We start from the raw sequence: 17,690 nt of genomic DNA on the forward strand, positions 1-17,690 counted from the left end.
TTGTTCTTTGTTTTTCTAATCTTCATCTAAGTAGGTGAACACAATAAAACCAATCTGTGTAAAGAAAAGTAAAATCGCCCAAACCCTCTTGCCTCTTGCCTCACCAATGAGCAATGCTAAACCCCGGCAATTGCCAGAAATTACCCAGCTTTCAAAATCTCATCATCTACAGAAAAATCAACTTCTAATTTATCTTGTCCATTGATTAAATAATCATTTACTAAAGAATTTTGCAAACCAGAAATCAAATCATATTTAGGTTGCCAATTTAATTCTATTTGTGCTTTATTCACTGATGCAAAGAAATGCTGTACCCGCATCGGAAAAGCTTTCCGTTTACCGAAATCAAACTTTTTCGGATCATAATGGACGATTTTCACATCATCGGCAGATTTACCAGCAGCTACAGCACAAGCACGCGCTAACCCATCGAAAGTGACAAAGCGATCGCCCGAAATATTATAAATCTGCCCAATTGCTTGATCATTCCCAATTATCTGGGTCATCGCTTGAGCTAAATCCCAGACATGGCCAAGTTGAGTGATGTGCATACCATTTCCGGGAATACAAATCGGGCGATCGCGTACAATTCTATCAAAAAACCAACTTTCCAAAGGATTATAATTTTGCGGCCCGTAGATATAAGTAGGACGAATAGAAGTAAAGGGGATTCCCAACTGCTTGAGGTAAGCTTCCGTTTCATGTTTACCCTGGTGACGACTCTTAGGATCAACAGCATCCCCTTCTAAATGGGGCATTTGGTCAGATTTGAGGTAAACACCCGCAGAACTCATATAAACAAAATGTTTGACCCGTCCTTGAAAAATTTCTGCCAGAGGTTGTGTATCCGTGAGTTCCCTACCATTATTGTCAAAAACGACATCAAAACTTTCTGGTGCTAACTTTTCTTGAAGTTGAGTTGAGTTAGTGCGATCGCCTATAATTTGTCCTACCCCCGCAGGTGCAGCATGATTACCACGATTGAACAAAACCACCTCATGTCCATCCTTAATCAGCAGTTGAGTCAAATACACCCCAATAAACCGAGTTCCACCGATAACCAGAATCCGCATAACTTTCTAATTCCTGAATAAAAATTACCGCTATCTGTAGAGGTTATCAGGTTGTAGTATCACTAGAGGAACATCTTTTGGTAGGATTATATCTTCTATTCAATCTAGAGAGATCAAACTCTTTCCCCCTGCCTTCTCCGAACGACAATTTTTAATGCTCACCTACTTACCTTCCACCCATTCAACTTAAACGTGTCCTTAGAATATGCCTTAGTTCATGAGTGGTTAACCCCTCAAGCCACAGGAGGTTCAGAACTCGTAGTCCAGGAAATATTAAATCACATTGACGCTGATTTATACGCCCTGATTGATTTTGAATCCAGCAATCCAGAAAGTTACCTGTATAAACGTCAAATTGGCACAACGTTTTTACAGAAATTTCCCCAAGCCCGTCAAGGAGTCCAAAAATATTTACCCCTATTACCCTTGGCCATTGAGCAATTGGATTTGCGACAATATGAAGTTATTTTATCTTCATCTCATGCTGTAGCTAAAGGAGTCTTAACCACCCCTAATCAATTGCATATCTGCTATAGCCATAGCCCCATGCGCTACGCGTGGGATTTAACCTTTGATTATCTCAACCAAAGCAAACTAGGGCAAGGAGCAATCGGCTGGATCACCCGCCAAATCCTCCATAATTTGCGGCAATGGGACGTAATTAGTGCCAACCGGGTGGATTACTTCATTGCCAATTCACAACACACAGCCAGACGGATTTGGCGTTGCTATCGTCGGGAAGCAACCGTTATCTATCCACCGGTTAACCTAGATGAATGTTTATTTTCTCCAGAAAAAGAAGATTTTTACTTGATAGTTTCCCGATTAGTAAGTTATAAACAAGTTTCCTTAATTGTTCAGGCTTTTAATAGCCTCAAAAAACCCTTGGTTATTATTGGCACTGGTCCTCAAATGAACAAATTACGGGAAATAGCTCAACCACATATTCAAATCTTAGGATGGCAACCCGATCGTATCGTCAAAAATTATATGTCCCGTGCCAAAGCCTTTGTTTATGCAGCTTGCGAAGACTTTGGCATTGCCCTAGTTGAAGCCCAAGCTTGTGGAACTCCCGTAATTGCATACCGTGCAGGTGGTGCATTAGAAACAGTGAGAGATATTCAGACACATCCTGATACAGGAACTGGTATATTATTTAAAATCCAAACAGTAGGAGCTATAGTAGATGCCGTAGAAAAATTTGTAGATCATGAGCATTTATACAATTACGAGTATATACAAACACACGCTAATCAATTTTCTCGCCAGGTTTTTGCAGAACGTTATCTAGGTTTTGTGAATGAATGTCGTGAAAAAGGAGTTTACCAAAAGTAAACATCGGCCTTTTGTATTTATTTTCTCAGAAGAGTGCAAATTTTTCCTCAAAATTACTGCCTTTTAGCTTTAAGATTGGGACTATGTGTGGTGTGGATTATAAAGGAGTATGATGACTGCCCAGAGTTCACTCCTCTCCGGCAAGCGATACCCGCGGAAGGATAACAGTACATCTGTGACTGTTTTATCAAAACGTGGTCAAAAAGTTAAACAGCCAAAGGTGAAATCCAGAAGTTTATCTTTTCAGGGTTTATACGGAGAGTTTTTTAAACGACTGTTTGATATAGTTTTTTCATTGTCGGTCTTGATTTTGTTTTCTCCCATTTACATGATATTGGCTTTATTGATAGCCATAAGCTCAAAGGGTCCGATCTTTTATGTTCAAGAACGGGTGGGCAAAAACTACCGCAGCTTCAATTGCATTAAGTTTCGCACCATGGTCAACAATGCTGACGAAATTCTTGTCGAAATGATGGCTACATCACCTAACCTCCGAGCAGAATTTGAAGACAATTTTAAGCTGAAAACAGACCCAAGAATCACTAAAATTGGTCACTTTTTGCGAATTACCAGCTTAGATGAATTTCCCCAATTTTGGAATGTTCTCAAAGGAGATATGAGTGTAGTTGGTCCAAGACCTTTAGTCGCGGAAGAATTAATCAAATATGGTGATTATATCAATCATGTTTTAACGATTCGTCCTGGAATTACTGGTTTGTGGCAAGTATCCGGGCGTAATGATATTCCATATCCTCGCCGGGTGCAAATAGACCTCCATTATGTCAATTTTAGGAATTTTTGGCTTGATTTGTGGATCATCCTGAAAACAGTTAATGTTGTCATTATGCCCAAAAATAAAGGAGCTTACTAAGTAAGTACGCAAATTCCATCTTATGGGGCAACATTATGCCCCAAAAACTATTTTCGATAGCAAAGGTATAAAATTTATTCTTACGCATATATACGGCTCAAGGAATTTCTAGTGCTGACAATAATTGATACACTTGAAATCAAGAATATTAATTGAACTAAACCTATAATTATTTGTTAAAGTGTTTTTTAGCAAAAATATTTGTTGACCTTTAACTTGTAATAGCAACTAATATTTGTAGCCTAACTATTGGGCAGTTATATCAATTAACTGCTAGTTTATATCAGAATGTTTGTAATCTTCAACTAAAAACAACAAGGCATCACCAACCATGACACAAAGAAAACGGGCTTTAATTACTGGTATTACTGGTCAAGATGGTTCTTATTTAACTGAACTTTTACTAGAACAAGGTTATGAAGTCCACGGGATTATTCGCCGTACTTCCACCTTTAACACAGACAGAATTGATCATATGTATGAAGATCCTCATAACGAGGGCGCAAGGCTGTTTCTTCACTATGGTGATTTGACAGACGGAACAACACTGCGGCGGATTTTAGAAGAAGTTAAACCTACAGAAATTTATAATTTAGGCGCTCAATCCCACGTCCGGGTGAGCTTTGATTCACCTGAATATACAGTAGATGCTGTAGGTATGGGGACATTACGTTTATTGGAAGCAATCCGCGATTATCAACACCGCACTGGGATTGAAGTCCGTTTCTATCAAGCTGGTTCTTCGGAAATGTATGGTTTGGTGCAAGCAGTTCCCCAAAGTGAAACCACACCTTTTTATCCCCGCAGTCCCTACGCTTGTGCTAAGGTGTACGCTCACTGGCAAACCATAAATTACCGCGAATCTTACAATTTATTTGCTTGTAACGGTATTCTTTTTAATCATGAATCTCCCAGAAGGGGCGAAACATTTGTTACCCGCAAAATTACTAGAGCCATAGCCCGCATAGTTGCTGGTAAACAAAAAAATATCTTCATGGGTAATTTGGATTCCAAGAGAGATTGGGGTTATGCCAAAGATTACGTAAAAGCAATGTGGTTGATGTTGCAACAAGAGCAGCCAGATGATTATGTGGTGGCAACTGGTGAAACCCATTCAGTGAAGGAGTTTCTGGAGTTAGCATTTAGTTATGTTAATCTCGATTGGCAGAAATACGTAGAGTTTGATCAACGTTATCTGCGTCCTGCAGAAGTAGATTTATTAATTGGTGATCCGACTAAGGCACAGCAAAAATTAGGCTGGAAACCATCAGTAACATTTAAAGAACTGGTTGCGCTCATGGTAGAAGCTGATTTACAAGCTGTGGGTTGTACTTCCCCTAATGGTAATGGTGCAAAATACCCTCAAGATATTGCTACTACCCGTCAAGAATTAGGATCTCTGCACTTTTAATCAGATCAAGGATAATAATATGACAGCCTTAGATTTAGCAAATAAACGGATTCTTGTCACTGGTGGGGCGGGTTTTCTCGGCCGTCAGGTGATAGATCAATTATGTCAGCATGGCGCTAACAGTGAGAAAATTACTGTAACGCGATCGCACGACTGTGATCTACGAGTATGGGAAAATTGCCAACGGGCAGCAGACCAACAGGATATTATCATTCACTTAGCCGCTCATGTTGGTGGCATTGGTCTAAATCGAGAAAAACCCGGCGAGTTATTTTACGATAACTTGATCATGGGAACTCAGTTAATCCATGCAGCTTATCAACAAGGGATAGAAAAGTTTGTCTGTGTAGGAACTATTTGCGCCTATCCTAAGTTTACCCCTGTACCATTTAAAGAAGATGACATCTGGAATGGTTATCCAGAAGAGACTAACGCCCCCTATGGAGTGGCAAAAAAAGCTCTCTTAGTCCAACTGCAATCTTATCGTCAGCAGTATGGGTTTAATGGTATTTACCTGTTACCAGTGAATTTGTATGGACCTGAAGACAACTTCAACCCTAGCAGTTCTCATGTAATTCCCGCTTTAATTCGCAAAGTGGAAGAAGCCCAAACCAGGGGAGAAAAACAACTTCCTGTGTGGGGTGATGGTTCTCCTACCCGTGAATTTTTGTATTCTACAGACGCAGCACGGGGAATAGTCATGGGAACTCAGTTTTATAATGATGCTGAACCCGTGAATTTAGGAACTGGTTACGAAATCTCTATCAAAGATCTAATTACTTTAATTTGCGAATTGATGGAGTATGAGGGTGAACTTGTGTGGGAAACCGACAAACCCAATGGCCAACCCCGACGTTGTTTGGACACGGAAAGGGCAAAACAGGCTTTTGGCTTCACTGCTGAAGTAGAATTTAGACAAGGTTTGAAAAATACTATTGATTGGTGGCGTAAAAACGCTGCATAGATGATCTCCTCATCTCGTTCCCAGTCTCCGACTGGGAATGCCTTCATAGAGTTTCTGACTCTAGCATACACACAAGGCAGAGCCTTCTTAATTCATTCCCATACAGAGTATGGGAACGAGGGAAATCTAAAATCTAAAATCCAAAATTGTCACAACTAACTAAAAAGGAATTGCGACGGGTTTTACTCCAAAAACGTCAGTCTATGACATTATTAGAATGGCGGGGGAAAAGCGATCGCCTCACCACCAATATCCAAAACTCGGTTATATTTAATCAAGCAAATACAATTCTGGCTTTTTTTAGCTTTCGTCAAGAACCTGATATTAGCTCGCTATATACTAACACTAATAAACGTTGGGGTTTTCCCCGTTGTGTTGATAAATCTCTAGTTTGGCATTCTTGGCAACCTGATGACATCATTAATACTGGTGCTTATGGGATTACAGAACCTCACCACGAAGCACCGATAATTGAGATTGAAGAAGTAGATTTAATTATTGTTCCCTGTGTGGGTTGTGATGTCCAAGGATACCGCTTAGGTTATGGTGGGGGATATTATGACCGTTTGTTAAATTCTCCTGGTTGGCAGACAAAAGCGACTATAGGAGTGGTGTTTGATTTTGCTTATTTATCTCAATTACCGGTTGATAGTTGGGACAAACCTTTAGAAAGGGTAATTACAGAAAACTTGATGACAACCACCAGTTTACAGTAGAAAAAATTGAAGTTAACTAAGATCCAAGAATAAGATTTTCTAAAAAACCTATTTCTAATTCTGATGCAGGTTTACCACCGCCACCTTCTATTAATTTTAAATATTTTCGCAACAGTTGCTGCATATTAGAAGTCCGATATTGGGGACTAATTTGTAATAACGCATTTTCCCAATGAATCTTTGTTGGTAAGTGTCCATATTCAGCTAAATAAATAGCTTCTCTGACTAATTTATCTAATTCTGCACCTGAATAACCGGCGGTTTTCTCTACTCATTAAAAATCAGCTTTATTAGTATCAGTCCGAATATCTGTAACTGGTTTTTGTATTTTTTCTGTGTTATTATTAGGAGAATTTTCAACTTTATTGGTAGAGATATTTGCAGTTTTTATTTCGGAAGTTGGAGTTACTGCTGGACGGAGAGGTTTTTTAGCAATGGATTTTGTATGACGAGAGAAGCCCATGACCAATTTGCGAAAGAATATCTAGAGGAATTATTAAAACCTTTAGGTCAAGTAGATATTGGTAAAGACGTAAAAAGCGAAGTTAGGGAAATAGATATTTGGTTTGTTCCCAATCAATCAAAATCTGTAACTTCCGATTTAGGATTATTAGCAAAAATGGCAGTTACAAGCTGTCTATTTGAACCTTTTCGTAATCCTCCCAATGAAATGACAATTAGAAGTTGTATGTCAAAATTATCCAGCCTTCATGAAGAATTGTTTCGACAAGCAAAAAGAGAAAATCGGCGGCTAATGGAAACCGAGTTCCCTGTTTTATGGATTTTAACACCAACCTGCTCAAAAAATAAACTAGATGGATTTAGAGCTACACTCGAAGATGATTGGGAAACAGGAGTTTATTTTCTAGGAGAATCGCATAAAACCGCAATTGTAGCAATTAACCAATTACCCAAAAATCAGGATACACTATGGTTAAGGGTGTTAGGTAATGGGGAAACCCAAAAACAAGCAGTACAAGAACTGATCACAGTTTCCACAGAAAACCAGTGTAATTATCTACTGGAAATTTTAGCATCTTGGCGTAAAAATATAGAGATTAACACTAATATCAACGATGAAGATAGGGAGTTGATTATGACTTTATCACCAGCATATCTCAAACAACGCGAGGAATGGCGACAAGAGGGACTGCAAACGGGACTGCAAACGGGACTACAAACGGGATTGCAAACGGGAAGACAAGAAGAATTGCGGTTAATAGTAGGAAGTTTACTAACAGCACGTTTTGGTAATTTAGATGAGAAATTATCTGCTGTTGTTACTCCTATTATGGAACTTTCTCTCACAGAAAGAACTGATTTATTACTCAATTTATCTCAGTTGTCTCGTGAGGAATTATTAGCTAAATTCCCCATTAAATAACCCATTTTTGTAGGTTGTTCACATCCTTCAGATCCCCGACTTTTCTAAGAAGTCGGGGTGATTATTTAAAACCACTGTTTCTTATCCAAAAATTATCAGCTATGCCTTTAAGTTGGAACGAAATCAAAAGTCGAGCGATCGCATTTTCTCAAGAATGGGAACATGAAACCTCAGAAGATGCAGAAGCTAAATCATTTTGGGATGGGTTTTTTCATGTTTTTGGTATTTCTCGTCGTCGGGTGGCAACATTTGAACAATCTGTCAAAAAAGCCGATAATAAACAAGGTTTTATTGATTTACTCTGGAAAGGTGTAATTTTAGTAGAACATAAATCTAGGGGGAAAAGTCTAGATAAAGCTATGCAGCAAGCCAAAGATTATTTCCCTGGTTTAAAAGAACATGAATTACCAAAATATATTTTAGTTTCTGATTTTCAAAAGTTTAAACTCTACGATTTAGATACTAATATTACCACAGAATTTGTCCTCAAAGATTTTATTAATCAGGTTCATTTATTCGGTTTTATTGCTGGTTATGAAAAACGCACCTATAAAGATGAAGATCCGGTCAATATCCAAGCCGCTGAATTAATGGGTAAACTACATGATAAACTAGAAGCAGTTGGTTATCGAGGTCATGATTTAGAAGTCTATTTAGTCCGGTTACTCTTCTGTTTATTTGCTGATGATACAGGCATTTTTGATAAAGGTATTTTTTGGGAATATATTGATTTACATACTAAATCAGATGGTAGTGATTTAGCAATGCACATTGCTTCTATTTTTCATACATTAAATACACCACCAGAAAAAAGATTAACAAATTTAGATACTAATTTGGCTCAGTTTCCCTATGTGAATGGTAAGTTATTTGAGGAGGTTTTACAACCCGCTGCTTTTGATAGCAAAATGCGGGAAATGTTTTTAGAAGCTTGTGGTTTTGACTGGGGTAAAATCTCACCGGCTATTTTTGGTTCGATGTTTCAAGCGGTCATGAATCCCACAGAAAGACGAAATTTAGGCGCTCATTATACCTCAGAAAAAAATATTCAAAAGTTGATTAAACCTCTATTTTTAGATGATTTATATTTAGAGTTAGAAAAAGTCAAAAGTAATCGAGGTAAACTCCAAGAATTACATCAAAAAATCGCTAATCTTTATTTTCTTGATCCTGCTTGTGGTTGTGGTAATTTCCTAATTATCACCTATCGGGAATTGCGAAATCTAGAAATTAAAATTTTGCAAGCATTGAATAAAAATGGACAGCAATTTATTAATATTCAAGATATTATTAAGGTTAATGTAGATCAATTTACGGGTATTGAATATGATGAATTTGCGGTGCGTGTTGCGGAGGTGGCAATGTGGTTAATTGATCATCAAATGAATATTCAGGTTAGTCATGAATTTGGTCAATATTTTTTTAGAGTTCCTTTAACTAAATCTGCGAAAATTGTTCATGGTAATTCATTAAGAATTGATTGGGAAACCGTTGTCGACAAGGAAAAGTTAAGTTTCATCTTAGGAAATCCCCCATTTGTTGGGGCAATGATTATGAATGCTCAACAAAGAAATGATATTGATCATGTTTTTCATGGAGAGAAAGGAATAGGTGTTTTAGATTATGTTTGTGCTTGGTATATAAAAGCAGCAAAAATTATCGAAAATAGCCAAATAAAAGTAGGCTTTGTTTCCACAAATTCTATATCACAAGGTGAACAAGTCGCTATACTTTGGAATATATTATTTAATAAATATAAGATTAAAATTCATTTTGCTCATCGTACTTTTAAATGGAGTAATGAAGCTAAAGGAAATGCTGCTGTCCATTGTGTAATTATTGGTTTTGCCAACTTCAATATTACCGAAAAATATATTTCTGATTATGAGGATATTCAGAGTGAACCACTGACAATAAAAGCTAAAAATATCAATCCTTATCTGGTAGATGGAAGTGACACAATTATCACTAATAAAAGTTTTCCCATTGCTAATATTCCCTTAATGCGTTTTGGAAGTATGCCACGAGATGGTGGTAATCTTATTTTTACTGAAACTGAAAAAGAAGAATTTATTAAGATTGAACCTCAAGCTGAAAAATGGATCAGACCCTATACAGGAGCGCAGGAGTTTATTAATGGATATAGTCGCTATTGTCTTTGGCTTGTTGATATTTCTCCAAAAGAACTCAAAGCTTTACCAGAGGTATTAAAACGAGTAAATAAAGTTAAACAATTCCGGTTAGAAAGTAAAGCTGCTTCTACTCGTAAATTTGCAACTACACCTACTCTATTTTGTCAGATAGCACAACCTGATACAGATTATTTACTTGTACCAAGTGCGTCTTCTGAAAGGAGGAAATATATTCCTATAGGTTTTATGCCTTCAGAAATTATTACTAGCAATCTCTGTTTTTTAATTCCTAATGCCACTCTCTATTTATTTGGTATTCTCACTTCAGAAATGCACATTACATGGGTAAAATATGTATGTGGAAGATTAGAAAGTCGTTTTCGCTATTCCAATACCATTGTTTACAATAATTATCCCTTTCCTGAAAACGTCAATGAGAAACAAAAACAGAAAGTAGAAACAGCCGCGCAAGCAGTATTAGACACCAGAGCAAAATATCCTGATAGTAGTTTAGCCGATTTGTATGACCCCTTGACAATGCCACCAGACTTAGTAAAGGCACATCAAATATTAGATAAAGCCGTAGACTTATGTTATCGTCCCCAACCATTTGTAAATGAATTGAATAGGATTGAGTTTTTATTTAATTTATATGAAGCTTTAAATGCTCCCTTACTCAAACCAGAGAAAAAGAAAAGAGCGAAAAAAAGTAATTAATTGTTAATATCAATTAGGTAGGGGTAAAGCAAAAGCTCATTGGTGTCAACTTAGGCTACAGATAGCTTATTTGTTTGGCTTCCACACCCGCCTGGAACTTAAGTTCCAGGCTAATAGCTAAAGTTTACTAAAGTAAACTGAAGATTTAGAAAATTATTAGTCATCTTTAGATGACTTTTGCCATTAGATTGGGAATTCATTCCCAGTCGGACTTAGTAGCAAAGATGCAGAAGGCAAATATAGTCCATACTGCCAATATATTGTTTGGTATTTAAACAAAAGATTAAATAACCCTTAAACCGTGTAATAAGCTACTCTCACATCATGATCAAATCTGATATCTTCTGTAAAAATTATGTAGAAGTTATCAGGTGGAGTCATGAGTAAAATTAACGGATTTGTAGGTCGTCGTAACTTCTTAAAATTCGTAGGTTTAAGTACCTTGAGTATGGGTACTTTGACTGCTTGCAATGAAATCATTACTAACCGTTCAGAAATTACAATTCCTGAAAATAATCCTAATCCTAATCCAGTTAGTGCAGAGGAAGCAAAAAGAAGATTAATAGCAGGAAACAGAAGATTTGTTAATCAAAATCGTCAATATCCTAATCAATCGAAAAAACGTTTACTATCAGTATCTAAAAAACAATATCCTTATGCAGCAATATTAGGATGTGCAGATTCTCGCGTACCACCAGAAATAATTTTTGATCAAGGATTAGGAGATTTATTTGTTGTGCGGATAGCTGGTAATATTGCCAGTAATGAAACCATTGGAAGTTTAGAATATGCTACCGCTAATTTAGGAACACAACTAATAGTTGTTTTAGGTCATAAAGGATGTGGTGCAGTATCAGCAGCAATTGACAATCAACCAGATAATGGTAAAATTAACTCTGTGATTGATGACATTAAGCCAGGTTTATCGGCAACTCCCAGAACAGGAAGTAATATTAATGATGATAACAATCCAGTGATTAATAATATTGAATACCAAGCTAAAAAATTGCAGAATAATTCACAAATTATAGATAAATTAATCCGTGATGACAGATTAAAAATTATCAGTGCTTACTATGATATTAATACTGGTAAAGTTAGATTCTTAACTTGATATTTATCCTTCTTTTTTCTTTATCTGCGTTTGCAAGCTATCATGAATCTTCAACTAAAAACAAATCATCTAGAAATTATCAAAAATCATGCTCAAACAACCTACCCAGATGAATGCTGTGGGCTAATTTTAGGTTATAAAAATAATGAATATAAAATTGTAGTAGAAATCATCCCCACAGAGAACGTCTGGAATACAGAAAAGAGTAACTTTACAGAAGACCAAGAAAATAGTACCAGAAGACGATATGCAATATCGCCTCAAGTCATGTTACAAACGCAAAAAGCAGCGAGAAACCGTAACTTAAATATTATTGGTATCTATCATTCCCATCCTGACTATCCAGCTATTCCTTCAGAATGGGATAGAATATACGCTTGGCCAGAATACTCTTATGTGATATCATCCGTACAAAATGCTCAAGCTGGTGAACTGCAAAGCTGGACTCTTGATGACAACCACCAATTTCAAGCCGAGACAATTAAACTGATAAAATTAGCAAATTTAAGTTAACATTAATACTCCGCGCTGATTCCTACAACTGCTATGCTAAATCCCAATCTGGATGAAATCCAGTTGACGAAAGACGACTACGAACGCTATTCCCGCCACTTAATTTTGCCAGAAGTGGGCATGGAAGGGCAAAAACGCCTAAAAGCCGCCAGTGTACTCTGTATCGGTACAGGTGGACTAGGTTCACCATTACTGTTATATCTTGCAGCAGCAGGTATAGGCAGAATTGGTATTGTTGATTTTGATGTTGTGGATACCTCTAACCTCCAACGTCAAGTTATTCACGGGACATCCTGGGTAGGTAAACCCAAAATCGAATCAGCAAAAAACCGGATTCACGAAATTAACCCCCATTGTCAGGTTGATTTGTATGAAACCCGTCTGAGTGCAGAAAACGCTTTAGATATTATCCGTCCTTACGATATCGTTGTTGATGGCACTGATAATTTCCCGACGCGGTATTTAGTCAACGACGCTTGCGTATTGTTAGATAAACCCAACGTTTACGGTTCTATCTTCCGGTTTGAAGGACAAGCAACCGTCTTTAACTATGAAGGTGGACCCAACTATCGTGACTTATATCCCGAACCACCACCACCAGGAATGGTTCCTTCCTGTGCAGAAGGTGGAGTTCTGGGAATTTTACCGGGAATGATTGGGATTATTCAAGCCACAGAGACAGTGAAAATTATTCTGGGGAATGGTACTACCTTGAGTGGTAGACTAGTGCTTTACAACGCCTTGGATATGAAATTCCGGGAGTTGAAACTGCGTCCTAACCCCATCCGTCCAGTTATTGACAAGCTGATAGATTACGAACAATTCTGTGGGATTCCCCAAGCCCAAGCCGAAGAAGCGAAACAGCAGATGGAAATTCAAGAAATGACTGTGAAGGAATTGAAGGCGTTATTAGATAGTGGTGCAAAGGACTTTGTGCTGCTAGATGTGCGTAATCCTCACGAGTATCAAATTGCTAAAATTCCTGGTTCAGTATTAGTCCCTTTACCAGATATTGAAAATGGTGATGGTGTGGCTAAGGTGAAGGACTTACTCAATGGACACCGTTTAATTGCTCATTGTAAACTGGGTGGACGTTCGGCGAAAGCCTTGGCTATCCTCAAGGAAGCGGGAATTACTGGCACAAATGTGAAAGGGGGAATTAATGCTTGGAGTCAAGAAGTAGACGCTTCTGTTCCTCAGTATTAATAATTTTGGGCGGGATTGTTGATAATGTTTGGGAAAAACCTCTAACTATCCCCAATCTGATCTCAACAACAAGATACCCGATTTATTGGATGATTCGGGTATCTTTTTATAGTTAATACATGGAAATATAATTTGATTTATGTATCTAATTTATACAGAAAAATCTTTAAAAAATACCAAAATTGTCTATTACTTATACTTTTTTTAAAGAGTAAGATGTCTAAAGTTTGCATAAACTTCATGGAAAATTTAGCTATAGCAGTTTCCGGGTAGGTGAGGTTAATTAACAGAATTGAGGGTAAATTTACTTTCAAAAATACTACTTTTGTAGCATCTATTATCACAGCAAATTGCCAAAACAATCATAAATTCCATTATGGATACGCTTTCCACAAATAATTCCAAGATTCTGATTGTAGATGACGATTCTAGTGTCCGTAACCTGATTCAGCGTTTTTTGAGTCGGAAATATCAAATAGAATCAGCAGCAGATGGTAAAACGGCTCTTGTCTTATTTGAGCAATTTAATCCCGCTTTAGTGATTCTCGACTGGAATTTACCAGATGTAAATGGCTATAAACTTTGCCAGGAAATGCAAAGTCGTACCAATGTGTTAGTCATGATGCTTACCAGTCGCAATGATGAAGCTGATAAAATTAAAGTCTTGGCTGCTGGTGCTGATGATTTTTTAACCAAACCATTTAGTCTAGCTGAGGTAGAAGTTAGGGTAGAAGCCCTATTAAGACGTGTTCGCTATATCCAGTCCAGTGTGTCACAACGCCTCACTTTCAATCAGTTAGCTATTAACTCAGAAGCGCGAGAGGTAACACTCAATAATAAAGCTTTAGCTTTAACTGCTTTGGAGTTTAATATCTTACATTTTCTAGCTACCCACCCTGGACAAGCATGGAGTCGTACCCAACTGATCCAAAAGATTTGGGGTTGTGATTATGTGGGAGATGGACGGGTTGTTGATGTGCATATTGGACAACTTAGGAAGAAAATGGAAGTTGATTCTAGTATGCCGGAGTATATTAAAACGGTACGGGGTTATGGTTATAAGTTTGATCCACCAGACAACACCGCAAGTTAAATTTTGAAAAAAGGGTTGTTGGATAACTGAACAATTTGGTCAAATCTACTAATTAGTTCGGTGATGATATTGAGGCTTGATTAGATGATTAAGGTGATTAATTGGTAGATATTGGAGCTAAAGTCAGTCAGGGAATTGTATCTACTTAGGGCTTGGATAAAATCTTTAGTTTTTCTCTTTTACAGGATATTCTCAGAGTATTTCTCATCTTCTCTGGTTTTGTCCAAACTATCAGTTTAAAAATATCTATGCAAATTACTGTGATGACTTTTAATCTCCGCTATGACAAACCAGATCCTGGGGTGCGTCAGTGGAAAAAGCGTGTAGGGGCAATTGCTTCTTTAATTCAACACTACAAACCGGATTTATTGGGTACACAGGAGGGTAAATCTGATCAACTGGCAGATTTACAAGCACTCTTACCGGAATATAACATTATTGGGGGCGATCGCACTGGTACAGGAAGCGGTGAACATTGTGCAATTTTTTATAATCCCCAATCCTTTAAACTTCAAGAAACACAAGATTTTTACCTCAGTGATACTCCAGAAATTCCTGGTAGTATTACTTGGGGAACTCGTTTACCACGGATGGCCACTTGGGCTAATTTTGAAGTTACTAATCCTGGTCTATCTTTAACTATATTAAATACCCATCTAGATCACGAAAATGCCAAATCTAGAGAGTTAAGTGCAGCTTTAATTAGTCAACGGTTGGCGGAATTTCCTCCAGAAAACTACTTACTTCTCACAGGGGATTTTAACGCCAATCCTGATACTCCAGAACGGCAAATTTTTCTATCACCTTTAGCTAATGGCAAAAAATTACAAGATCCTTTAGCTACTCTTCCTCTAGAAAAACAGAAAACTTTTCACGATTTTACAGGGGAAGCTGGGGATGCTATTGATACTATATATTGCGATAGCTGCGCTTTTCAGACAGAACAAGTTATTATTGATCGTGAACAGTGGGAAGGGGTATGGCCTTCTGACCATTTTCCAGTGATTGTGAAATTAACAGTTTTCTAATTTGCATAATTCAAGCTGACTTCACGGTTACGGCTAACTGCAATCCTAAAGCATCAAGTACATTAGTCAAAGAATAAAATTCAATTTCTCCTTTTTCAGCAAGAATTTGGGCAAATTTATCGTAGGATTGCTGTACTGCTACGGAAAAATTATCAATTCCACCCTGAGCCTCAATCACATTTTTGAGTGCTTTATTTAACATAATAGGATCACCTTCTTCTATAACTACCTCAATATAAGCTGCTGCTTCTAGAGGATCTTGTAAGTTTTTAATTAGTTTGGCATGATAACTTGTACTTCTAGGCATTGTTTCGACTAGACTCTATACCTCTGCTTCACCAAATCCACCGCCAAATTAATCGCTGCTTTCATACTTGTCGCATCAGCAATCCCTTTTCCCGCAATATCAAACGCCGTTCCATGATCCGGTGAAGTCCGCACAAACGGTAAACCAATGGTAGTATTGACAGCCCGATCAAAAGCCATCAACTTCACCGGAATTAAACCCTGGTCGTGATAAAGTGCTAAGTAAGCATCAGCAGGATTTTTGATCACAGAATTACCATACCAAGCAATACCCGGTTTTACCCACATTGTATCTGGGGGAATGGGTCCTTCTAGCTGTAAATGCGGGCGTTTTTGGCGTTCTGATTCCAACCAGGGAATTAACCAATCTATTTCCTCTGTTCCCAGTTGTCCCATTTCTCCACTGTGGGGATTTAACCCAGCGATCGCAATTCTGCCATGTTTAATCCCAAAATCATTTTCTAAACACTCCACCAATAAATCTAATTTCTTTGTCAACAACTGCGGTGTTAAAGTCGCAGCTACTTGAGATAAAGGAATATGGGTGGTAGCAAGTAGAGCGCGGAGTGTCCAACCGGTAAAAGGCGATCGCCCCACAAACAACATCCCAAACCGCTCAACACCAGCTTTTTCGGCTAAAAGTTCCGTTTGTCCCGGATAGTTGTAACCAGCGGCTTTCCAAGCAGATTTAGCGATAGGTCCGGTGACAATTCCATCAAACTCACCTGCCAAAGTTTGAGATATGGCATATTCCATATAAGCAAAACTCGCTGCCCCACTAGCTGCATTTCCCACACCTGTGATAATTTCACCAGCAATAGGGACATCAACTATAGACAAATCAACCGGATTAGCCAAAGCTAGAGAATTATCAATATTTTTACTGATATTTTCATAACTTTTAGTTAATAAAGTTCTATTCCCTACCACCATCACATCACAATTTTGAGTAACTTGAGGATCTGCCAAAGCCTTCAAAATCACCTCAGAACCAATACCCGCAGGATCTCCCAGGGTCAGCACCAAACGCGGACGGTTATTTTGATTACTCATGATTTTGTAGGGGCGGGGTTTCTCCGCCTATCTCCACTCATTCCCGATGACATCCCTAAATTGGTTTAGAATTATTGATAGGTCTAATCCAAATAGTTCTGATAGACCTATTGTACCTGAGTTGTTAGAGTTAAAAATGAGATCTTAGCCTTCAAATCAAATTCAGCAGTCTCAGATAAATCAACAATCCACAAAGGAGCATTACAGCAAATGGGCGGCGAAATGTTAAATGCAGCGATGCTATCTTTCGGTCTAATCTTCGTAGGTTGGGCAATTGGCGCTTTGTTACTCAAAATTCAAGGCGCAGAAGAGTAGAGGGGAAGTAGGGGGAGTAGGGGGAGTAGGGGGAGTAGGGGAAGTAGGGGGAGTAGGGGGAGTAGGGGGAGTAGGGGGAGTAGGGGGAGTAGGGGGAGTAGGGGAAGTAGGGGAAGTAGGGGAAGTAGGGGAAGTAGGGGAAGTAGGGGAAGTAGGGGAAGTAGGGGAAGTAGGGGAAGCAGGGGAAGTAGGGGAAGTAGGGGAAGTAGGGGAAGCAGGGGAAGTAGGGGAAGTAGGGGAAGAAAAATTAATTCTTCATCCTGACTCCTGACTCCTGACTCCTAACTCCTAACTCCTGACTCCTAACTCCTAACTCGGTGACTCCTAACTCGGTGACTCCTGACTCCTGACTCCTGACTTGACACTGAGGGAAGTCGAAGTGCTGACTCCTATCTTTTATTAAAAAGATGTAAAGTTTTATTTAGATAACTAAATTCTGTTAAGATTCTTTTCATAAAC

18 protein-coding genes are annotated in these 17,690 nt (G+C 38.2%); 14 read left to right on the forward strand and 4 right to left on the reverse strand.

Translation table 11 applies throughout. The annotated features are described in order from the left end of the window. Positions 1 to 140 precede the first annotated feature (140 nt). Positions 141 to 1,073, reverse strand: a complete 933-nt coding sequence (locus tag ANA_RS03970) for an NAD-dependent epimerase/dehydratase family protein (RefSeq protein WP_015078767.1) — start codon at positions 1,071 to 1,073, stop codon at positions 141 to 143. A 192-nt stretch (positions 1,074 to 1,265) separates the two neighbouring features. On the opposite strand from ANA_RS03970, the gene ANA_RS03975 reads away from it, so the two are divergent. The 5 genes from ANA_RS03975 to ANA_RS03995 all read left to right on the forward strand — a co-directional run bounded on the left by ANA_RS03975 (position 1,266) and on the right by ANA_RS03995 (position 6,370). Next, positions 1,266 to 2,408: a glycosyltransferase gene (locus ANA_RS03975; RefSeq protein WP_015078768.1), complete on the forward strand. Its 1,143-nt coding sequence runs from the start codon at positions 1,266 to 1,268 to the stop codon at positions 2,406 to 2,408. 112 nt (positions 2,409 to 2,520) lie between these two features. Next, positions 2,521 to 3,279, forward strand: a complete 759-nt coding sequence (locus ANA_RS03980) for a sugar transferase (protein ID WP_015078769.1) — start codon at positions 2,521 to 2,523, stop codon at positions 3,277 to 3,279. 331 nt (positions 3,280 to 3,610) lie between these two features. After that, positions 3,611 to 4,690: a GDP-mannose 4,6-dehydratase gene (gmd, locus tag ANA_RS03985; RefSeq protein ID WP_015078770.1), complete on the forward strand. Its 1,080-nt coding sequence runs from the start codon at positions 3,611 to 3,613 to the stop codon at positions 4,688 to 4,690. Positions 4,691 to 4,709: 19 nt separating this feature from the next. Further along, positions 4,710 to 5,654 carry a GDP-L-fucose synthase family protein gene (locus ANA_RS03990; RefSeq protein ID WP_015078771.1) on the forward strand — a complete coding sequence of 315 codons (945 nt, stop codon included), beginning with the start codon at positions 4,710 to 4,712 and terminating at the stop codon, positions 5,652 to 5,654. A 146-nt stretch (positions 5,655 to 5,800) separates the two neighbouring features. Then, complete coding sequence (locus ANA_RS03995; RefSeq protein ID WP_015078772.1) at positions 5,801 to 6,370, forward strand: 5-formyltetrahydrofolate cyclo-ligase; 570 nt, start codon at positions 5,801 to 5,803, stop codon at positions 6,368 to 6,370. A 274-nt stretch (positions 6,371 to 6,644) separates the two neighbouring features. On the opposite strand, the gene ANA_RS04000 is transcribed toward ANA_RS03995, so the two are convergent. After that, positions 6,645 to 6,833, reverse strand: a complete 189-nt coding sequence (locus ANA_RS04000) for a hypothetical protein (RefSeq protein WP_041457659.1) — start codon at positions 6,831 to 6,833, stop codon at positions 6,645 to 6,647. Here ANA_RS04000 and ANA_RS04005 point away from each other — a divergent pair. The 7 genes from ANA_RS04005 (at position 6,816) to ANA_RS04035 (ending at position 15,557) form a co-directional block, all read left to right on the forward strand. Beyond that, positions 6,816 to 7,754 (forward strand): hypothetical protein, encoded by a 939-nt coding sequence (locus ANA_RS04005; RefSeq protein ID WP_015078773.1) that lies wholly within the window; start codon positions 6,816 to 6,818, stop codon positions 7,752 to 7,754. The two genes, ANA_RS04000 and ANA_RS04005, sit on opposite strands and share 18 nt — an antisense overlap. Positions 7,755 to 7,855: 101 nt before the next feature. Beyond that, positions 7,856 to 10,603 carry a DNA methyltransferase gene (locus ANA_RS04010; protein WP_015078774.1) on the forward strand — a complete coding sequence of 916 codons (2,748 nt, stop codon included), beginning with the start codon at positions 7,856 to 7,858 and terminating at the stop codon, positions 10,601 to 10,603. A 379-nt stretch (positions 10,604 to 10,982) separates the two neighbouring features. Further along, positions 10,983 to 11,717, forward strand: coding sequence for a carbonic anhydrase (locus ANA_RS04015; protein ID WP_015078775.1), 735 nt, complete (start codon positions 10,983 to 10,985; stop codon positions 11,715 to 11,717). A 42-nt stretch (positions 11,718 to 11,759) separates the two neighbouring features. Continuing rightward, positions 11,760 to 12,230 carry a Mov34/MPN/PAD-1 family protein gene (locus ANA_RS04020; RefSeq protein WP_015078776.1) on the forward strand — a complete coding sequence of 157 codons (471 nt, stop codon included), beginning with the start codon at positions 11,760 to 11,762 and terminating at the stop codon, positions 12,228 to 12,230. 33 nt (positions 12,231 to 12,263) lie between these two features. Beyond that, on the forward strand, positions 12,264 to 13,436 hold the full coding sequence (gene moeB / locus ANA_RS04025; protein WP_015078777.1) for a molybdopterin-synthase adenylyltransferase MoeB: 1,173 nt from the start codon (positions 12,264 to 12,266) through the stop codon (positions 13,434 to 13,436). A 376-nt stretch (positions 13,437 to 13,812) separates the two neighbouring features. After that, entirely contained in the window at positions 13,813 to 14,529 is a 717-nt protein-coding gene (locus ANA_RS04030) for a response regulator transcription factor (RefSeq protein WP_015078778.1), read from the forward strand. A gap of 152 nt (positions 14,530 to 14,681) precedes the next feature. After that, entirely contained in the window at positions 14,682 to 15,557 is an 876-nt protein-coding gene (locus tag ANA_RS04035; RefSeq protein ID WP_015078779.1) for an endonuclease/exonuclease/phosphatase family protein, read from the forward strand. 10 nt (positions 15,558 to 15,567) lie between these two features. Here ANA_RS04035 and ANA_RS04040 read toward each other — a convergent pair whose 3' ends face one another. Both ANA_RS04040 and pdxA read right to left on the reverse strand, forming a co-directional pair. Then, positions 15,568 to 15,864, reverse strand: coding sequence for a helix-turn-helix domain-containing transcriptional regulator (locus ANA_RS04040; RefSeq protein ID WP_015078780.1), 297 nt, complete (start codon positions 15,862 to 15,864; stop codon positions 15,568 to 15,570). 8 nt (positions 15,865 to 15,872) lie between these two features. Further along, positions 15,873 to 16,916, reverse strand: coding sequence for a 4-hydroxythreonine-4-phosphate dehydrogenase PdxA (gene pdxA / locus ANA_RS04045; RefSeq protein WP_015078781.1), 1,044 nt, complete (start codon positions 16,914 to 16,916; stop codon positions 15,873 to 15,875). A gap of 210 nt (positions 16,917 to 17,126) precedes the next feature. Here pdxA and ANA_RS24085 point away from each other — a divergent pair, with 210 nt between their 5' ends. Beyond that, positions 17,127 to 17,231, forward strand: coding sequence for a cytochrome b6-f complex subunit PetM (locus ANA_RS24085; RefSeq protein WP_015078782.1), 105 nt, complete (start codon positions 17,127 to 17,129; stop codon positions 17,229 to 17,231). After that, the gene (locus ANA_RS04050; RefSeq protein WP_051155167.1) at positions 17,191 to 17,502 is read left to right on the forward strand and encodes a hypothetical protein; all 312 of its coding nucleotides are present in this window, start codon (positions 17,191 to 17,193) and stop codon (positions 17,500 to 17,502) included. The genes ANA_RS24085 and ANA_RS04050 overlap by 41 nt, the downstream gene beginning before the upstream one ends. Positions 17,503 to 17,690 lie beyond the last annotated feature (188 nt).

Source organism: Anabaena sp. 90 (assembly GCF_000312705.1).
In the GTDB taxonomy this organism is placed as follows: Bacteria; Cyanobacteriota; Cyanobacteriia; order Cyanobacteriales; family Nostocaceae; genus Dolichospermum; species Dolichospermum lemmermannii.

What these genes read in the sequence shown, in the direction of transcription:
- ANA_RS03970 (WP_015078767.1), bottom strand. Translation starts at nt 1,073, where the DNA reads ATGCGGATTCTGGTTATCGGTGGAACTCGGTTTATTGGGGTGTATTTG.
- ANA_RS03980 (WP_015078769.1), top strand. Translation starts at nt 2,521, where the DNA reads ATGACTGCCCAGAGTTCACTCCTCTCCGGCAAGCGATACCCGCGGAAG.
- gmd (WP_015078770.1), top strand. Translation starts at nt 3,611, where the DNA reads ATGACACAAAGAAAACGGGCTTTAATTACTGGTATTACTGGTCAAGAT.
- ANA_RS03990 (WP_015078771.1), top strand. Translation starts at nt 4,710, where the DNA reads ATGACAGCCTTAGATTTAGCAAATAAACGGATTCTTGTCACTGGTGGG.
- ANA_RS04005 (WP_015078773.1), top strand. Translation starts at nt 6,816, where the DNA reads ATGACGAGAGAAGCCCATGACCAATTTGCGAAAGAATATCTAGAGGAA.
- ANA_RS04000 (WP_041457659.1), bottom strand. Translation starts at nt 6,833, where the DNA reads ATGGGCTTCTCTCGTCATACAAAATCCATTGCTAAAAAACCTCTCCGT.
- ANA_RS04010 (WP_015078774.1), top strand. Translation starts at nt 7,856, where the DNA reads ATGCCTTTAAGTTGGAACGAAATCAAAAGTCGAGCGATCGCATTTTCT.
- ANA_RS04015 (WP_015078775.1), top strand. Translation starts at nt 10,983, where the DNA reads ATGAGTAAAATTAACGGATTTGTAGGTCGTCGTAACTTCTTAAAATTC.
- ANA_RS04020 (WP_015078776.1), top strand. Translation starts at nt 11,760, where the DNA reads ATGAATCTTCAACTAAAAACAAATCATCTAGAAATTATCAAAAATCAT.
- moeB (WP_015078777.1), top strand. Translation starts at nt 12,264, where the DNA reads ATGCTAAATCCCAATCTGGATGAAATCCAGTTGACGAAAGACGACTAC.
- ANA_RS04030 (WP_015078778.1), top strand. Translation starts at nt 13,813, where the DNA reads ATGGATACGCTTTCCACAAATAATTCCAAGATTCTGATTGTAGATGAC.
- ANA_RS04040 (WP_015078780.1), bottom strand. Translation starts at nt 15,864, where the DNA reads ATGCCTAGAAGTACAAGTTATCATGCCAAACTAATTAAAAACTTACAA.
- pdxA (WP_015078781.1), bottom strand. Translation starts at nt 16,916, where the DNA reads ATGAGTAATCAAAATAACCGTCCGCGTTTGGTGCTGACCCTGGGAGAT.
- ANA_RS24085 (WP_015078782.1), top strand. Translation starts at nt 17,127, where the DNA reads ATGGGCGGCGAAATGTTAAATGCAGCGATGCTATCTTTCGGTCTAATC.